We start from the raw sequence: 15,721 nt of genomic DNA on the forward strand, positions 1-15,721 counted from the left end.
GAATTGGATCGAGTCCAAGAACTGATGCATCCGCGTCATCTCCCGCATTCCCTCCCGAGGAACAGCATGCCTATCTCCTTCCTGCGCCGTGCCATCCCGCTCGGCGCGACCGTCGCCGTGAGCGCACTCCTGCTCAGCTCCTGCGCTGCGCCCTCGTCCGAGTCCGACGGCGGTGAGCTCGTCTGGTCGATCGAGGGCGCGAACCTCTCGGCGGGGCACATGGATCCGCAGGTGAGCCAGCTCGACGTCTCGGGCATGGTGCAGCGCGCGGTGCTCGACTCCCTGGTCTTCCAGGAGGATGACGGCTCGTTCACCCCCTGGCTGGCCAAGGAGTGGACGGTGTCCGACGACAGCACCGAGTACACCTTCGTCCTGCGTGACGACGTCACCTTCACCGATGGCGAGCCGTTCGACGCCGAGGCCGTCAAGGCGAACTTCGATCGCATCGTCGATCCCGAGACGGAATCCGCGCAGGCGGCCAGCATGATGGGGGCCGACTTCTACGAGGGCACCGAGGTCGTCGACGAGCACACGGTGAAGGTGAGCTTCACCCAGCCGTACGCGCCGTTCCTTCAGGCGACGAGCACGCCGCAGCTCGGCTTCTACTCGCCGGCCGTGCTGGAGGAGTCCGCCGACCAGCTCAAGGCGGGCGGCCCGGGGATCACCGTCGGAACAGGACCGTTCGAACTGACCGAGTACACACCCGATCAGGAGATCGTCTACACGCGCAACGACGACTACGCCTGGGGGCCGCACGGCGAGAAGGCGCCGAAGGTCGAGACGCTGCGGGTCGAGATCCAGCCCGAGGCATCCGTGCGCACGGGCGTCATCGAGAGCGGCGAGGCCGACCTCGCGAGCAACATCCCGCCGAACCTCGCGGGTGACCTCGGCGACGGCATCACGGTCGATTCGATCGAATACCCGGGCCTGCCCTACTCCCTGTACCTCAACGAGAAGTACGGCGTCTTCGCCGACGAGAAGGTGCGCCAGGCGTTCGCGTTGGGCATCGATGTCGACGCGGCCGTCGAGGAGATCTTCTTCGGACAGTTCCCCCGCGCCTGGAGCGTGCTCGGCTCCACGACTCCCGGTTACGACGCCTCGCTGGAGGGCGCCCGACCGTTCGACACGGACGCGGCGAACACGCTTCTCGACGAGGCCGGATGGACGGAGCGCGACTCCGACGGCATCCGCATGAAGGACGGCGAGCGCCTCTCCGCGCGGTGGATCGCATGGACTCCGGTCCCCGACGACCGCGCCGCTCTCGCGAACGCCATCCAGTCGGATCTCAAGGCCATCGGCTTCGAGGTCGTCCGCGAGACGCTCGAGCCCGGCGCCTACAACGAGCAGTACGAGCCGAAGACCTTCGACCTCACCGACTGGGGATTCTCGGGCGTCGACCCGGACTTCCTCCGCGCGCACCTGCACACCGAGGGGTTCCAGAACGCCTCGCAGGTCACCGATCCCGAGATCGATGCGCTGCTCGAGCAGGCCGTCGCGTCGAACGATCAGGATCAGCGCAACGAGATCTACACCCAGCTGCAGGAGTGGAACGCCGACTACACCGCGATCGTCCCGCTCTACAGCCCGTCGGCGATCACGGCTGTCGGCGAGCGGGTGGACGGGCTCGCGTACGACCTCTACGGTCGTCCGCTGTTCTACGACGTGAGCGTCGGCTGACACCCGAATCATCGAGCGCCCCTCGCTCGCGCACTGCGATATCGTTCGTGAGCGCGCGCCGTGAGCCGAGGGGCGCTCAGGATCCGTCGAGAGGGCGTCAACGGTGAAGGCAGCGCTCACCCGGGTCGCCGGACTCGCGGCATCCGTCGTGATCGTCCTCTGGGGTGCGGCGACGCTGGTGTTCCTCGCGTTCCGGGTGATCCCGGGCGATCCGGTCTCCGTCATGCTCGGGCCCCAGGCGCAGGTGAGCGATGAGGTCAAAGACGGCATCCGCGCGGAACTGGGACTCGACCGTCCTCCACTCGAGCAGTACGTCACGTTCATCGGGCAGCTCGCGCGAGGAGACCTCGGCGAGTCGTATCAGCTGCGGATGCCGGTGGTCGAGGTCATCGGCCGCCAGCTGGGTTCCACGCTGCAGCTCTCCGCGCTGGCGCTGCTCATGGCCGTGGTGCTCGCCTTCGCCGTCGCGCTGCTCGTGCGAGGGCGTGCCGGACGCACCGTCGCTGCGGCAGTCGAACTCGTCATCCTCTCCTCACCCGTCTTCTGGATCGGCCTGATCCTGCTCAGCGTCTTCGCGTTCGGACTCGGCTGGTTCCCCGTGTCCGGTGCACGCAACCCGGCGACGATCGTGCTGCCGGCTATCACGCTCGCCCTGCCGGTGGCCGCTCTGCTCAGCCAGGTGCTACGAGACGGCCTCGCACAGGCCGAGCGGATGCCGTTCGCCGAGACCGTGCGTGCGCGGGGTGCGAGCGCGTCCTGGTTCACTCTGCGGCACGGCCTCAGGCACGGCGCGGCGAATGCGGTGACGCTCGCCGCGTACCTGACCGGATCCGTGCTCGGAGGAGCGGTCCTCGTCGAGACGGTGTTCGCCAGAGCAGGTCTCGGTCGGGTGACTCTCGCCGCCATCACCAATCGTGATCTGCCGGTCATCACCGGCATCATCCTGCTCAGTGCCCTCGTCTTCGTGGTCGTGAATCTCGTGGTCGAGCTGCTGCATCCGCTCATCGATCCTCGTCTGCGCATCGACCGAGGAGGCGTGCGGTGAGGCGGGCGCAGGCCGTGCTGCTGTGGGGCGCCGCGGCGGTGCTTCTCGTGCTCGCCTTCGCCGCGGTGTTCCCCGGGGTGCTCGCCACGCACGATCCCCTGCAGACGGACGTGCGGGCTTCGCTGCTGCCGCCGAGCGCAGACCACCTCTTCGGCACCGACCAGAGCGGACGCGATGTCTTCTCACGGGTGGTCTACGGAGCCGGGCGCTCGATCGGCATCGGACTGCTCGCCACGGGCGTCGCCCTCGCGGTCGGACTCATCGTCGGGTCTCTGGCCGGGCTCGCTCCCCGGGGCGTCGACGCCGCACTCATGCGGGTGAACGACGTGCTGATGGCGTTCCCCGAGTTCCTGGTCGCGCTCGTGGTGGTGGCGGTGCTGGGGCCGGGTCCTGTGAACATCGCGATCGCCGTCACCCTCGCCGCCGTGCCCGTCTACATCCGCCTTGCGCGCGTGCAGACGCGCACGCTGCGCGGCGCAGAGCATGTCGAGGCCGCCCGCATCCTCGGGGTGCGCCCTGCGCCCGCCTTCGTGAGGCACGTCGTGCCCGGCGTGCTCGGGTCGCTCAGCGTCCTGGCGACGATCGGCATCGGATCGAGCATCCTCGGCGCGGCCGGACTCAGCTTCCTCGGTCTCGGCCCATCGGAGCCGACGCCGGAATGGGGACTGATGCTCGCCGGCGGACGCAACGTGCTCGGTCAGGCCTGGTGGATCGCCGTCTTCCCCGGCATCGCGATCACGGTCACCGTCATCTCGGCCACGATCGTCGGTCGTGTGCTGCGAGCCAGAGCAGAGGGGCTGACGCCGTGACCGCCGCGCTCGAACTCGTCGGCCTGCGCGTCGACTTCGGAGGGACGCCCGTGGTGAGCGGTGTGTCGCTGTCGGTCGAGCGAGGTGAATGCGTGGCGATCGTGGGAGAGTCCGGAGCCGGCAAGACCCTGACGGCGCGGGCTCTGCTGGGACTCGCTCCGCAGGGTGCTCACGTGGCGTTCGATCGACTCGTCGTCGACGGGACGGACGCCGCCCGTCTCGGCGAGCGCGGGTGGCGGGCCCTCCGCGGCGCCCGCATCGGACTCGTCTCGCAGGATGCGCTGGTGTCTCTCGACCCGCTGCAGCGAGTGGGCTCGGAGATCGCCGAGCCGCTTCGTCTGCACGGACTCGCGACCGGGCGGGCCGCGTTGCGCGAAAAGGTGCAGGACCTGCTGCACCGGGTCTGGATGCCCGACGCTGCCCGGCGGGCACGCCAGTATCCGCATCAGCTCTCCGGAGGGCTCCGGCAGAGAGCGCTGATCGCCTCGGCCATCGCGGCCGAACCCGCAGTCCTCGTCGCCGACGAGCCGACCACCGCGCTCGATGCCACCGTGCAGGCGAGGATCCTCGGGCTGTTGCGAGACATCGCCGATGCGGGCACCGGCATCGTGTTCATCAGTCACGACTTCGCGGCCGTGCGCAGGATCGCGGATCGGGTGCTGGTGATGCGCAACGGCATCGTCGTCGAGTCAGGGCCCGTCGATGAGGTGCTCGAGAAGCCGCAGCACGAGTACACCCGTCAGCTCATCGCCGCCACGATCCACGAGCCACGTGCAGAGCGTGAAGGCGCGGCCGAGCCCGTGCTCGTCGCCGCCGGGGTCACGAAGGCGTTCGGCGATCTCGTCGCGGTGCAGAACGCGTCGTTCTCCGTGGCCGCCGGACGCACGCTCGGCATCGTCGGGGAATCGGGATCGGGCAAGACGACGCTGGCGCGCATGATCGTGGGCGTCGAGGATGCGGACGACGGAGGCCTGCGGTGGATCGGACAGCACCGGGTGCAGCTCGTGCACCAGAATCCTCTCGGTGCCTTCGACCCGCGGTGGACGATCGGGAGATCGCTGGGAGAGGCGCTCGCCGCCGGGGGTGTGCCTCGTCAGCAGCGAGCGGCTCGAGTGGTGGAGCTTCTCGCCGAGGTCGATCTCGACCCGGCGCTCGCGAGCCGCAGACCCATCGCCCTGTCGGGCGGGCAGCGTCAGCGCGCGGCGATCGCGCGGGCGCTCGCCGCAGAGCCCGAGGTGCTGGTTCTCGACGAGCCGGTATCGGCTCTCGACCCTTCGGTGCGTGAAAAGGTGCTGCAGCTCCTGCTGCGCCTCCAGCGCGAACGGGAGCTGACGATGATCTTCGTGTCGCACGACCTCGATGTCGTCGGCGCAGTGGCCGACGAGGTGCTCGTGATGCAGGACGGCGTGATCGTCGAGCAGGGAGCGGTCACCGACGTGTTCGCCGCGCCGCAGCATCCGTTCACCCGGGAGCTGCTCGAGGCGAACCGGCCCGTCAGTCCATGACCTGGATGCCGATCCCCGCCGCGAGCAGCGGCGCGAGCTGCTGCACCTGGAAACCGGTGAGCGTCGTGCCTCGCAGGCTGTTCGCATCGAGGAACGCAGAGGCGTCGAGTCCGCGGAGGTCGACGTGCCTGGCGCGCATCGCCCGGGTGTCGACCTCGTCAGACCGACTGCCGGTGAAGCCCACGCGCGTGAGTTCGGCCTGAGGCATGTCGAGGGTGCGGATGCCGCAGTCGCGGACCTCGATGTCGGTGGCCTTCGCCGCCCCGAGATTGAGATAGTCGATGCGCACGTCGCTGAGCAGCAGCTCGTCGATGCGAGCGCTGCTCAGATCGAGCGTGCCGATGCGGCCCCCACTGATGCGCACGCGGCGGATGCTCGCATCCCGCATCTTGAGCGATGCGATCCGCACGCCGGTGAGGTCGACGTCGATGAGCGTGGCACCTGTCAGGTCGACCGCGTCGGCATCGGCGGCGACCGTGCACTGCTCGAGCGAGGCATGGGCGAGGTCGACCGTGCCCTCGAGATCGAGACTGGCAGCGATCAGATCGGCGTTGCGATGTGCTGCGGCGGGCGTGAACTCCCGCGGAAGGTCGGGCGGCGAGACGCGGGGAGCCACGGGGGATTCGGGGGAGCGGGCCATGCTTCGAGGGTAGGGGGTGGGTGCGACAGCGCCCAGAGTGCTCAGGAGGCGCACCCCCGCCGCCGCGCGTACAATGGAGACACGAGCATCGATCCGGACATCACCGGGGAGCTCTCGGAAGAACGGTCGGGCTCGCACGGGTCGACTCAGTAGAACCGAGCGGGGCAGGCCCGTCACAGCCGCAGTGAGAGTGGCTCCGCCGTGAGGCGCGGCACGCGAGGTGGTACCGCGGTTCCCCGGGATGAGATTCCGGACGGATCGTCCTCGCAGCAGCATCCGCCACGACTCCTGCGAGACGACATGACCTACCCGCGTTCCTCCTTCGGCCCCGCCGCCGACCAGGCTGCCTCCGTCGCACCGAGCCCTCGGTTCCCCCAGATCGAGCGCGAAGTGCTCGACTTCTGGGAGACCGACCAGACCTTCCGCGCCTCGATCGAGCAGCGCGAGGGCAACGACGAGTGGGTCTTCTACGACGGCCCGCCGTTCGCCAACGGCCTGCCGCACTACGGGCACCTGCTCACCGGGTACGCCAAGGATGTGTTCCCACGCTTCCAGACCATGATCGGCAAGAAGGTCGATCGCGTCTTCGGCTGGGACACGCACGGTCTGCCCGCTGAGCTCGAGGCCATGAAGCAGCTCGGCATCACCGAGAAGAGCCAGATCGAAGAGATGGGCATCGACGTCTTCAACGCGAAAGCGAAGGACTCGGTGCTGAAGTACACGCACGAGTGGCAGGACTACGTCACGCGTCAGGCTCGCTGGGTCGACTTCGAGCGCGGGTACAAGACGCTCGACCTCGGCTACATGGAGAGCGTGCTCTGGGCGTTCAAGACGCTGTTCGACAAGGGGCTCGCCTACGAGGGCTACCGGGTGCTGCCGTACTGCTGGCGCGATGAGACCCCGCTCTCGGCGCACGAGCTGCGCATGGACGACGACGTCTACCAGAACCGTCAGGACCCGTCGGTCACCGTCACGTTCCCGCTGACCGGCGCGAAGGCCGAGGCCCTCGGACTCACCGCCGTGCGCGCGCTCGCCTGGACGACCACGCCCTGGACCCTTCCCACCAACCTCGCGCTCGCCGTGGGACCCGACATCGAGTACGTCGTGCTCCCGGCAGGTCCCGGTGGAGCGGCGGACGTGCACCAGATCGCCGGAACGACGGATGCCGCAGTCGAGGCGTCCTCTCATCGCTACCTCCTCGCACGCGAGCTGCTCGGCGGCTACGTCAAGGACCTCGGCTACGAGAGCCTCGACGACGCGCTCGCCGCTGTCGACGCGACGGTGCGAGGAGCCGACCTGGAGGACGTCACGTACGACCGACTCTTCGACTACTACGCCGACGCCGAGACCTACGGCACCGAGAACGCCTGGCGCATCCTGGTCGACGACTACGTCACCGTCAGCGACGGCACCGGCATCGTCCACCAGGCTCCGGCCTACGGTGAGGACGACCAGCGGGTCGCCGGTGCCGCCGGCATCCCGACGATCCTGTCGCTCGACGACGGCGGGCGCTTCCTGCCGAACGTCACAGACGTCGCCGGCCAGCTCTGGATGGATGCGAACACGCCGCTCATCCGTCTGCTCCGCGCCGAGGGACGACTGCTGCGCGAGCAGAGCTACGTGCACTCGTACCCGCACTGCTGGCGCTGCCGGAACCCCCTGATCTACAAGGCCGTGTCGAGCTGGTTCATCCGTGTCACCGACATCAAGGACGACCTGCTCGCGAACAACGAGCAGATCACCTGGGTGCCCGAGAACGTCAAGCACGGCCAGTTCGGCAAGTGGCTCGAGGGGGCGCGCGACTGGTCGATCAGCCGCAACCGCTACTGGGGCTCGCCGATCCCGATCTGGAAGAGCGACGACCCGGAGTACCCGCGCATCGACGCATACGGCTCTCTCGAAGAGATGGAGCGCGACTTCGGCACGCTGCCGCGCAACCCCGAGGGCGAGATCGACCTGCACCGCCCCTACATCGACGACCTCACGCGTCCGAACCCCGACGACCCCACCGGCAAGAGCACGATGCGCCGCATCGAGGACGTCTTCGACGTGTGGTTCGACTCGGGTTCGATGCCGTACGCGCAGGTGCACTATCCGTTCGAGAACCAGGAGTGGTTCGACACGCACGCACCCGCCGACTTCATCGTCGAGTACATCGGGCAGACGCGTGGCTGGTTCTACGTCATGCACGTGCTGTCGACCGCGCTCTTCGATCGTCCGGCCTTCACCGGTGTCAGCTGCCACGGCATCGTGCTGGGCAACGACGGCTACAAGATGTCGAAGTCGCTGCGCAACTATCCGGATGTCTCCGAGGTGCTCGACCGCGACGGCTCCGACGCGATGCGCTGGTTCCTCATGTCGAGCTCCGTGCTGCGCGGTGGCAACCTCGCGGTCACCGAAGAGGGCATCCGATCGGGCGTCCGCGAGTTCCTGCTTCCGCTGTGGAACTCGTGGTACTTCTTCGCGACGTATGCGAACGCGGCCAAGCCGGGCGGCTACGAGGCGACCTGGCGCACGGACTCGACCGACGTGCTCGACAGATACATCCTGGCTCGACTCGGCGACCTCGTGCGCGACGTGCGGGCGGACCTCGAGGGCCTCGACTCGACAACGGCGTCCGCTCGTCTGCGCGACTTTGCCGAGGTTCTCACCAACTGGTACATCCGCCGCTCGCGCGACCGGTTCTGGGAAGGCTCGAACACCGAGGCCTTCGACACGCTCTACACCGTGCTCGAGACCCTGACCCGAGTCGCGGCTCCGCTCGTTCCGCTCGTCAGCGAGCGCGTCTGGCAGGGGCTCACAGGTGGACGCAGCGTGCACCTGCAGGACTGGCCTGACGCCACCGCGTTCCCCGCCGCCGACGAGATCCGGAATGCCATGGATGCCGTCCGCGAGCTCTCGAGCGTCGGCAACGCGTTGCGCAAGAAGGAGAAGCTGCGCGTGCGCTTGCCGCTCGCCCGCCTCACGGTCGTGTCACCGCTGGCAGGGACGCTCGGCCAGTTCGAGGACATCCTCCGCGAGGAGCTCAACGTCAAGTCGGTCGAGCTCGTCCCGCAGTCGGAGACGACTGCTGCGGACTATGGCATCAGCCATCGGCTCAGCGTCAACGCGCGTGCTGCGGGCCCGCGGCTCGGCAAGAACGTGCAGACCGTGATCAAAGCCGCGAAGGCAGGCGACTGGTCGGAGAGCGACGGCGTCGTCACCGCGGGCGGTATCGCTCTCGAGCCGTCGGAGTACGAGCTCGCGCTCGAGACCGCCGGTCGTCCGGAGGGCGAGGCTCTCGCCCTCGTGCCGACGGGGGGCGTCGTGCTGCTCGATACGCAGACGACACCCGAGCTCGAGGCGGAGGGACTCGCCCGCGACGCGATCCGCGTCGTGCAGGAGGCCCGCAAGAACGCTGACCTCGACGTGAGCGATCGCATCGTGCTCGCGCTCAACGTGAGCCCGGACGACGCCGAGGCGCTGCAGGCGCATGCGGAGCTGATCGCAGGGGAGACCCTGGCCGTGGCGTTCGCTGTGCAGGCCACCGACGAGATGAACGCTCTCGTGAAGGACGTCACCAGCCCGGGAGGCGGCGTGTTCCGCAGCGGGGCGACCGCGCTGGGCGCCGACAAGCGTCCGATCATCGTCACGATCGACACGAACATCGAGGAGTCGAGCGCATGAGCGCACGTGACAGGGCGGATGCCGTCTACGAGACGCTGCTGAGCCGCGCGGGGGAGCGCTGGGTGCAGCCGCGCAAGGAGCGCACCGCGCGCATCCTCACATACCTCGACGACCCGCAGCGCACCTATCGCGTCGTGCACATCACGGGGACCAACGGCAAGACGTCGACGGCTCGGATGATCGAGACTCTGCTTCGGGCGCACGGGCTGCGCACCGGGCTGTTCACGAGTCCTCATCTCGAGCGCTTCACCGAGCGGATCATGATCGACGGCGAGCCGATCGAGGATGCCGCCGTCGCCGACGCGTGGGATGAGATCGAGCCCTTCGTCGGGATCGTCGACGCCGAGCTCGAGGCCGCAGGGGAGGAGCCGCTCACGTTCTTCGAGCTGCTCACCGTGCTCGCCTTCGTGGCCGTGGCCGATGCCCCTGTCGACGTGCTCGTGCTCGAGGTGGGCATGGGGGGCGAGTGGGACTCGACCAACACGGCGGACGGCGACGTGGCGGTCTTCGCGCCCATCGACATCGACCACGCGGATCGTCTCGGAGGCACGATCGCCGAGATCGCGACGGTCAAGGCGGGGATCATCAAGGAAGGCGCGGCCGTCGTCTCGGCGCAGCAGCCCGCAGAGGCCGCTGAAGTGCTGCGTCGCGTCGCCGCCGAGAAGAACGCCACGATCGCGTTCGAGGGTGAGGAGTTCGGGCTTGCCGACCAGAAGCTCGCCGTCGGTGGACAGCTGTTGACCATCCGCGGACTCGCCGGCGCCTATGTCGAGGAGTATCTGCCGCAGTACGGTGCTCACCAGGGGCACAACGCCGCCCTCGCGGTCGCCGCCGTGGAGTCGCTGATCGGAGGCGGCGAGCAGCCGATCGCCGCCGACATCATCTCCGAGGGGCTCCAGGGAGCGACCTCGCCCGGACGCCTCCAGCTGCTGGGGATCGCTCCGACGGTGATCGTCGATGCCGCGCACAACCCGCACGGCGCCGCCGCGCTCGTTCTCGCGATGGACGACAGCTTCGACTTCGACGAGTGGGGCGTCGTGCTGGGTGTGCTCGCCGACAAGGACGCCGCCGGCATCGTCGCGAAGCTCGCACCCGCAGCAGCGCACGTCTTCGCCACCGCGCCGGAGTCCGACCGCGCGAGCGACGCGGATCTCATCGCCGACCTCGTCGAGGCGACGGGACAGCGTGCGACCGTCCATCCGACCCTCGCTGAGGCTGCTGATGCCGCACGGGAATGGGCGGCATCGTCCGATCGCCGAGCCGTCGTGATCGCCGGGTCGGTCGTGCTCGCGGGCGAGGCGATCGCCCTCGCTGAGGCCGAAGACTGGAAGTCCGGGTGGCGCGCATGACCGCCGTCTCCCCGTCTGCGCGTCCTCCGCGTCCGCCCCGCACGCTCGTGCAGAAGCTGGCGCCGATCGTGCTCGGGTTCGAGTCGATCGTCGTCTTCCTCGCGGGTCTCACGGTCTTCGGTCTCAAGTCGCTGCCTGCCGGCATCCCGCAGTGGTGGGGGATCGTCGGCGGCGCGGTCGTGGGACTCGCCTGCATCGCCGTCGCCGGGATGATCACGAAGCCCTGGGCGATCACCGCAGGGTGGATCCTGCAGGTCGTCATCGCGCTGGCGGCTATCCTGGTGCCCGCGATCCTGCTCGTCGTCGTGGTTTTCGGCGGCATGTGGGGGTATGCGACGATCATGGGGGCCCGATTGGACGCACGACGTCCTGACGGGCCCACGACCGAGACTCAGACAGAGAGTGAATGACATGGCCACCGAAGAAACCCTCGTCCTCGTAAAGCCCGATGGTGTCGCCCGCGGCCTCACCGGCACGATCCTGGCTCGCATCGAAGCGAAGGGATACTCCCTCGTAGACATCCGCCTGGTCGAGCCCGACCGCGACCTGCTGGCCGAGCACTATGCCGAGCACGAGGGCAAGCCGTTCTACGAGCCGCTCCTCGAGTTCATGCTCTCAGGGCCGTCCGTCGCGATCCGCCTCGCGGGCAACCGCGTGATCGAGGGCTTCCGGTCGCTCGCCGGCACGACCGACCCCACCACCGCCGCACCCGGCACGATCCGTGGCGACTTCGGTCGCGACTGGGGCCTCAAGGTGCAGCAGAACCTCGTGCACGGCTCGGACAGCCCCGAGTCGGCCGCACGCGAGCTCGGCATCTGGTTCGACTGACCGATCCGCTCACGACGAAGCCCGCCGCACGAGATCGTGCGGCGGGCTTCGTCGATTCAGGGGTGAGGAATCAGAAGATGATGCGCGCCATCTCGCCGAGGAAGTCGAGACCCTGCAGCTGAGCCATCACGATGATGATCGCGTACGCCAGGATGGTCGCCAGCGGAACCCAGACCATGAGCTTGTCCGCACGCGCCTGGGCCTTCTCGCTCTTGGTGAACGTGCCGTTCCGGGTGAGATGCAGCATCGTCGCGAAGAACGTCGGGATGGTCACGGCCCAGGTCACCATGCACCACGGGCACAGCACTCCGAGGTTCGATGCATACAGGCTCTGGCCGATCAGCCAGCAGACGAGTCCGAATGCGAACGTGATGCCGGCGCCGAACGCAGCCCAGAACCAGCGGGGAAAGCGGGATCCAGCGAGGATCGCGACCCCGACGACCAACGGCGCCATCCACCCGGTCAGTCCGAGCAGCGGGTTGGGGAAGCCGAAGATCTCGCCCTGCCACGAGCCCAGGTTCTTGCTGCACTGGATGAAGGGGCTGACGTCGCAGGCCAGGGCATCGGTTGGGTTCTCGAGAAGCACGAACTTCTCGACCGTGAGCTGGAAGGCGGCGAACCAGCCGATGACGCTCGCGATGATCAACCACACGGCATAGACGACGGGGCGGGTGCGCTGCTCGCTCATGTCTGGATTCTCTCAGCGATCGCTATGTATCGGGCGTGAGCGCGCCGGAGAAAACGACTCAGTGCCCCGACGATGCCGCGAACCGGCGCACTTGGTGCGATAATGGCCTGTGATGCATCGCTCGACCCTGTCGCGGCGGGCATCGACGCAGACTTCGGGGCCGTATGCCCCTCGTGATCAGAGCCGTGAGCCGGTCGCACACCGAATGAGTTCGCGGCACCTGCGGGTGCCGCATGAGAGTTAGCGGAACACGAAGTGTCCGCGCGAGGAGCAAGCCAGAGATGGCCGATGACAACAATGACTACGACGCCCCTACCCTCGACTTCTCTGCGGATGCTGACGCACCCGCAGAGGTAGTCGCCGACGCTCCGGAGGCCGACGGCACGTCCGACGCTTCGGAGGACGGCGCGGGTTCGACCGCTGAGCCCTCTCCGGCGGAGGAGACTCCTGCGGAGCCCTCTCCTGCTGAGGATGCTCCTGCTGAGGATGCTCCTGCTGCGGATGCTCCTGCTGCTGACGCTCCTGCTGCTGACGCTCCTGCTGCTGACGCTCCTGCCGTCGACGCTCCCGCGGCCGAAGCCTCTTCTGAAGAGACCGCTGCTGAGCCTGCCCAGGAGAAGCCCGAGGCGCCCCAGCCCCTCACGGCCGTGTCGCTGGGGCTGCTGCCCGAGGTCTTCGTCTCTCAGGTATCGACGCAGCTGCACTTCTACGCTCCCGAGGTCCTTCCGCTCCCGGCCCGTCCGGGCCGCGAGCGCGTGTTCGACCGCATCGCCGAGCGGGAGCCGGAGGAGCCGGCCGGCCGCCGTGGCCGCCGCCGTCGCGGTGGTTCCGACGATGTCGAGCAGCGCGAGCCGCGTGAGCAGCGTGACGAACCTCGCCAGCCCCGCCAGCGCGTCGTCGAGTACATCACCGAGCCCAAGGCGATCAAGGGTTCCACGCGCCTCGAGGCGAAGAAGCAGCGCCGTCGCGACGGACGGGATGCCGGTCGTCGGCGTCCGGTCGTCACCGAGGCGGAGTTCCTCGCGCGTCGTGAGTCGGTCGACCGCAAGATGGTCGTCCGTTCCAAGAACGGCCGGACGCAGATCGGCGTCCTCGAAGACGGCGTGCTCGTCGAGCACTATGTCGCGCGCAACCAGGACGCCTCGCTGATCGGCAACGTCTACCTCGGCCGCGTGCAGAACGTGCTGCCGAGCATGGAGGCCGCGTTCGTCGACATCGGCCGTGGCCGCAACGCCGTGCTCTACTCCGGCGAGGTCGACTGGGATGGCGTCGAGACCGGCAACCAGCCGCGTCGTATCGAACTCGCGCTCAAGGCGGGCGACCGCGTCCTGGTGCAGGTCACCAAGGATCCGATCGGCCACAAGGGCGCCCGTCTGACCAGCCAGATCTCGCTTCCGGGTCGCTACCTCGTGTATGTGCCCGGCGGATCGATGAACGGCATCAGCCGCAAGCTGCCCGACAACGAGCGCACGCGCCTGAAGCGCATCCTCAAGGAGGTTCTCCCCGAGTCCTCCGGGGTGATCGTCCGCACGGCGGCCGAAGGTGCCACCGAAGACCAGCTCACTCGCGATGTTCAGCGGCTCACCAGCCAGTGGGAGCACATCCGCAAGCAGGTCGAGAGCCAGCAGGCGCCGGCGCTGCTGCACGCCGAGCCCGACCTTCTGGTCAAGATCGTCCGCGACGTCTTCAACGAGGACTTCACGAAGATGCTGATCCAGGGCGAGGACGCGCAGCGCACCATCCGCGCCTACCTCGAGAGCGTCGCACCCGATCTGCTCGAGCGCGTCGAGTCGTACGAGGACGAGAGCGATCCCTTCGATGTGTTCCGGATCACGGAGCAGATCGAGAAGGCGCTCGACCGCAAGGTCTGGCTGCCGTCCGGTGGCTCGCTGGTCATCGACCGCACCGAGGCCATGACGGTCGTCGACGTCAACACGGGAAAGTTCGTCGGCTCGGGCGGAAACCTCGAAGAGACGGTCACCAAGAACAACCTCGAGGCCGCGGAGGAGATCGTCCGCCAGCTGCGTCTGCGCGACATCGGCGGCATCATCGTCGTCGACTTCATCGACATGGTGCTCGAATCGAACCGCGACCTCGTGCTGCGCCGCCTGATCGAGTGCCTCAGTCGTGACCGGACGAAGCACCAGGTCGCCGAGGTCACGTCGCTCGGCCTCGTGCAGATGACCCGCAAGAAGCTCGGCCTCGGCCTGCTCGAGACGTTCAGCGAGGCGTGCGACGTGTGCGCCGGTCGCGGCGTCATCGTGCACCACGACCCGGTCGTGAAGCACCGCGCGAGCAGCAACGGCAATGGCAACGGCAACTCGCAGTCCAACCGTCGCCAGCGCGGCGGCAACGGCCAGTCGCAGAACTCGGCGCCCGCCGCGGTGACGACGCACAGCATCCCCGAGGGGGCGAAGTCCGCGCTCGCGCAGATCGCGGCCTCGACGCGCGTTCCTAACGCCGACGAGCCGACGGAGGTCGTCGCTCCCGCCGCGGAGACGACGACGGAAGCCCCCGCCACGCAGGAGCGAGCCAAGAAGCCCCGCAAGAAGCGCGGATCCGACCGCAAGTCGCCCAAGTCCCCGGCTGAGGCGCTGCTCGATTCCGTGCTCGATGCGCTTCCCGAGCCGAAGGCTCCGGGGCAGGGACGCGGTCGTCGCCGTGTATCCACCGCCGCGCTCACCGGCACGCCCATCTCCGTGAACTCGGAGCCGTCAGCGCCGGTCGCGGGCGGGGACTCGCAGTCCTGAGGCGATCAGTCGCCTGACCAGCTCCTTGCCGCCGACATGCTGTGCGCCGGCGGCGAGGAGCCGGGGGATGAGCTCTTCGGGGACGTCGTAGTGGTCGAGGTCGAAGGCGCGTGCAGGAACGTCGTGCGACCTCGCGAAGGCGTGCAGCTCCTGCAGGCTGTCGTCGCTGACGAGATGGGCCCACAGGCGCCCGTGTGCGGGCCAGATGGGGTCATCGACGAGAACGGTCATTCGTTCAGCCTATGACCGGACACACCAGGCGGCGCGTTTTGCCACAGTGTCCTGCATCCGGTAAAGTAGTCCCTTGGTGCGTATGCCGCGTCGTCCTGGACGGTCGAAGCGGAGAGTCTTGCGTTCGTGCCCGTCGCCCAGCGTCGCATGCAAGCAACAGTCTTCCCGTGAGATATCGGAGCCGCGAGCTCCCCAACGAAACAGGTATGAAGTGGTTTACGCAGTAGTGCGCGCCGGTGGGCGGCAGGAGAAGGTCGAGGTCGGCACGATCGTTCAGCTCGACCGTGTCAAGGCTGCCCAGGGCGAGAAGATCGAGCTGGCCGCAGTGCTGCTCGTCGACGGCGCCTCGGTGACCACCGACGCCGACTCGCTGGCGAAGGTCAAGGTCACGGCAGAGGTCATCGGCAACCTCCGCGGCCCGAAGATCATCATCCAGAAGTACAAGAACAAGACCGGCTACAAGAAGCGCCAGGGCCACCGTCAGGAGCTCACGCGCGTCAAGATCACCGGCATCAAGTAAGACCGAGGAGACC

13 protein-coding genes are annotated in these 15,721 nt (G+C 68.1%); 10 read left to right on the top strand and 3 right to left on the bottom strand.

The window, feature by feature from the left end; all coding sequences use genetic code 11:
• The first annotated feature begins 66 nt into the window (after positions 1 to 66).
• The 4 genes from OPU70_RS00805 to OPU70_RS00820 all read left to right on the top strand — a co-directional run bounded on the left by OPU70_RS00805 (position 67) and on the right by OPU70_RS00820 (position 5,036).
• On the top strand, positions 67 to 1,677 hold the full coding sequence (locus OPU70_RS00805; RefSeq protein ID WP_498556964.1) for an ABC transporter substrate-binding protein: 1,611 nt from the start codon (positions 67 to 69) through the stop codon (positions 1,675 to 1,677).
• A 103-nt stretch (positions 1,678 to 1,780) separates the two neighbouring features.
• Positions 1,781 to 2,722, top strand: coding sequence for an ABC transporter permease (locus tag OPU70_RS00810; RefSeq protein WP_042540608.1), 942 nt, complete (start codon positions 1,781 to 1,783; stop codon positions 2,720 to 2,722).
• Positions 2,719 to 3,531, top strand: a complete 813-nt coding sequence (locus OPU70_RS00815) for an ABC transporter permease (protein ID WP_042540606.1) — start codon at positions 2,719 to 2,721, stop codon at positions 3,529 to 3,531. The genes OPU70_RS00810 and OPU70_RS00815 overlap by 4 nt, the downstream gene beginning before the upstream one ends.
• Positions 3,528 to 5,036: an ATP-binding cassette domain-containing protein gene (locus OPU70_RS00820; protein ID WP_498556965.1), complete on the top strand. Its 1,509-nt coding sequence runs from the start codon at positions 3,528 to 3,530 to the stop codon at positions 5,034 to 5,036. Before OPU70_RS00815 ends, OPU70_RS00820 begins: the two co-directional genes overlap by 4 nt.
• Here the strand turns inward: OPU70_RS00820 and OPU70_RS00825 are convergent.
• Entirely contained in the window at positions 5,026 to 5,676 is a 651-nt protein-coding gene (locus OPU70_RS00825) for a pentapeptide repeat-containing protein (RefSeq protein ID WP_079113035.1), read from the bottom strand. The genes OPU70_RS00820 and OPU70_RS00825 overlap by 11 nt on opposite strands.
• 300 nt (positions 5,677 to 5,976) lie before the next feature.
• Here OPU70_RS00825 and ileS point away from each other — a divergent pair, with 300 nt between their 5' ends.
• The 4 genes from ileS to ndk are packed head-to-tail and all read left to right on the top strand — an operon-like array spanning position 5,977 to position 11,519.
• The gene (gene ileS, locus OPU70_RS00830; RefSeq protein ID WP_498556966.1) at positions 5,977 to 9,342 is read left to right on the top strand and encodes an isoleucine--tRNA ligase; all 3,366 of its coding nucleotides are present in this window, start codon (positions 5,977 to 5,979) and stop codon (positions 9,340 to 9,342) included.
• Positions 9,339 to 10,691 carry a bifunctional folylpolyglutamate synthase/dihydrofolate synthase gene (locus OPU70_RS00835; RefSeq protein WP_498556967.1) on the top strand — a complete coding sequence of 451 codons (1,353 nt, stop codon included), beginning with the start codon at positions 9,339 to 9,341 and terminating at the stop codon, positions 10,689 to 10,691. Before ileS ends, OPU70_RS00835 begins: the two co-directional genes overlap by 4 nt.
• Positions 10,688 to 11,101 carry a DUF4233 domain-containing protein gene (locus tag OPU70_RS00840; RefSeq protein WP_056377690.1) on the top strand — a complete coding sequence of 138 codons (414 nt, stop codon included), beginning with the start codon at positions 10,688 to 10,690 and terminating at the stop codon, positions 11,099 to 11,101. Before OPU70_RS00835 ends, OPU70_RS00840 begins: the two co-directional genes overlap by 4 nt.
• 1 nt (position 11,102) lies before the next feature.
• A complete protein-coding gene (gene ndk, locus OPU70_RS00845; protein WP_042537730.1) occupies positions 11,103 to 11,519 on the top strand; it encodes a nucleoside-diphosphate kinase in 417 nt (138 codons plus the stop codon).
• A 70-nt stretch (positions 11,520 to 11,589) separates the two neighbouring features.
• On the opposite strand, the gene OPU70_RS00850 is transcribed toward ndk, so the two are convergent.
• The gene (locus tag OPU70_RS00850) at positions 11,590 to 12,207 is read right to left on the bottom strand and encodes a vitamin K epoxide reductase family protein (RefSeq protein WP_498556968.1); all 618 of its coding nucleotides are present in this window, start codon (positions 12,205 to 12,207) and stop codon (positions 11,590 to 11,592) included.
• A gap of 281 nt (positions 12,208 to 12,488) precedes the next feature.
• Between OPU70_RS00850 and OPU70_RS00855 the strand changes: the two genes are divergently transcribed.
• Positions 12,489 to 14,957 (top strand): Rne/Rng family ribonuclease, encoded by a 2,469-nt coding sequence (locus OPU70_RS00855; RefSeq protein ID WP_498556969.1) that lies wholly within the window; start codon positions 12,489 to 12,491, stop codon positions 14,955 to 14,957.
• Here OPU70_RS00855 and OPU70_RS00860 read toward each other — a convergent pair.
• Complete coding sequence (locus tag OPU70_RS00860) at positions 14,922 to 15,188, bottom strand: DUF4031 domain-containing protein (RefSeq protein ID WP_079113029.1); 267 nt, start codon at positions 15,186 to 15,188, stop codon at positions 14,922 to 14,924. The two genes, OPU70_RS00855 and OPU70_RS00860, sit on opposite strands and share 36 nt — an antisense overlap.
• 211 nt (positions 15,189 to 15,399) lie before the next feature.
• On the opposite strand from OPU70_RS00860, the gene rplU reads away from it, so the two are divergent.
• Positions 15,400 to 15,708, top strand: a complete 309-nt coding sequence (rplU, locus tag OPU70_RS00865; RefSeq protein ID WP_072591411.1) for a 50S ribosomal protein L21 — start codon at positions 15,400 to 15,402, stop codon at positions 15,706 to 15,708.
• Positions 15,709 to 15,721: the final 13 nt, after the last annotated feature.

It is taken from the genome of Microbacterium sp. SWDP-B6 (assembly GCF_059803615.1).

What these genes read in the sequence shown, in the direction of transcription:
- OPU70_RS00805 (WP_498556964.1), top strand. Translation starts at nt 67, where the DNA reads ATGCCTATCTCCTTCCTGCGCCGTGCCATCCCGCTCGGCGCGACCGTC.
- OPU70_RS00825 (WP_079113035.1), bottom strand. Translation starts at nt 5,676, where the DNA reads ATGGCCCGCTCCCCCGAATCCCCCGTGGCTCCCCGCGTCTCGCCGCCC.
- ileS (WP_498556966.1), top strand. Translation starts at nt 5,977, where the DNA reads ATGACCTACCCGCGTTCCTCCTTCGGCCCCGCCGCCGACCAGGCTGCC.
- OPU70_RS00835 (WP_498556967.1), top strand. Translation starts at nt 9,339, where the DNA reads ATGAGCGCACGTGACAGGGCGGATGCCGTCTACGAGACGCTGCTGAGC.
- OPU70_RS00840 (WP_056377690.1), top strand. Translation starts at nt 10,688, where the DNA reads ATGACCGCCGTCTCCCCGTCTGCGCGTCCTCCGCGTCCGCCCCGCACG.
- ndk (WP_042537730.1), top strand. Translation starts at nt 11,103, where the DNA reads ATGGCCACCGAAGAAACCCTCGTCCTCGTAAAGCCCGATGGTGTCGCC.
- OPU70_RS00850 (WP_498556968.1), bottom strand. Translation starts at nt 12,207, where the DNA reads ATGAGCGAGCAGCGCACCCGCCCCGTCGTCTATGCCGTGTGGTTGATC.
- OPU70_RS00855 (WP_498556969.1), top strand. Translation starts at nt 12,489, where the DNA reads ATGGCCGATGACAACAATGACTACGACGCCCCTACCCTCGACTTCTCT.
- OPU70_RS00860 (WP_079113029.1), bottom strand. Translation starts at nt 15,188, where the DNA reads ATGACCGTTCTCGTCGATGACCCCATCTGGCCCGCACACGGGCGCCTG.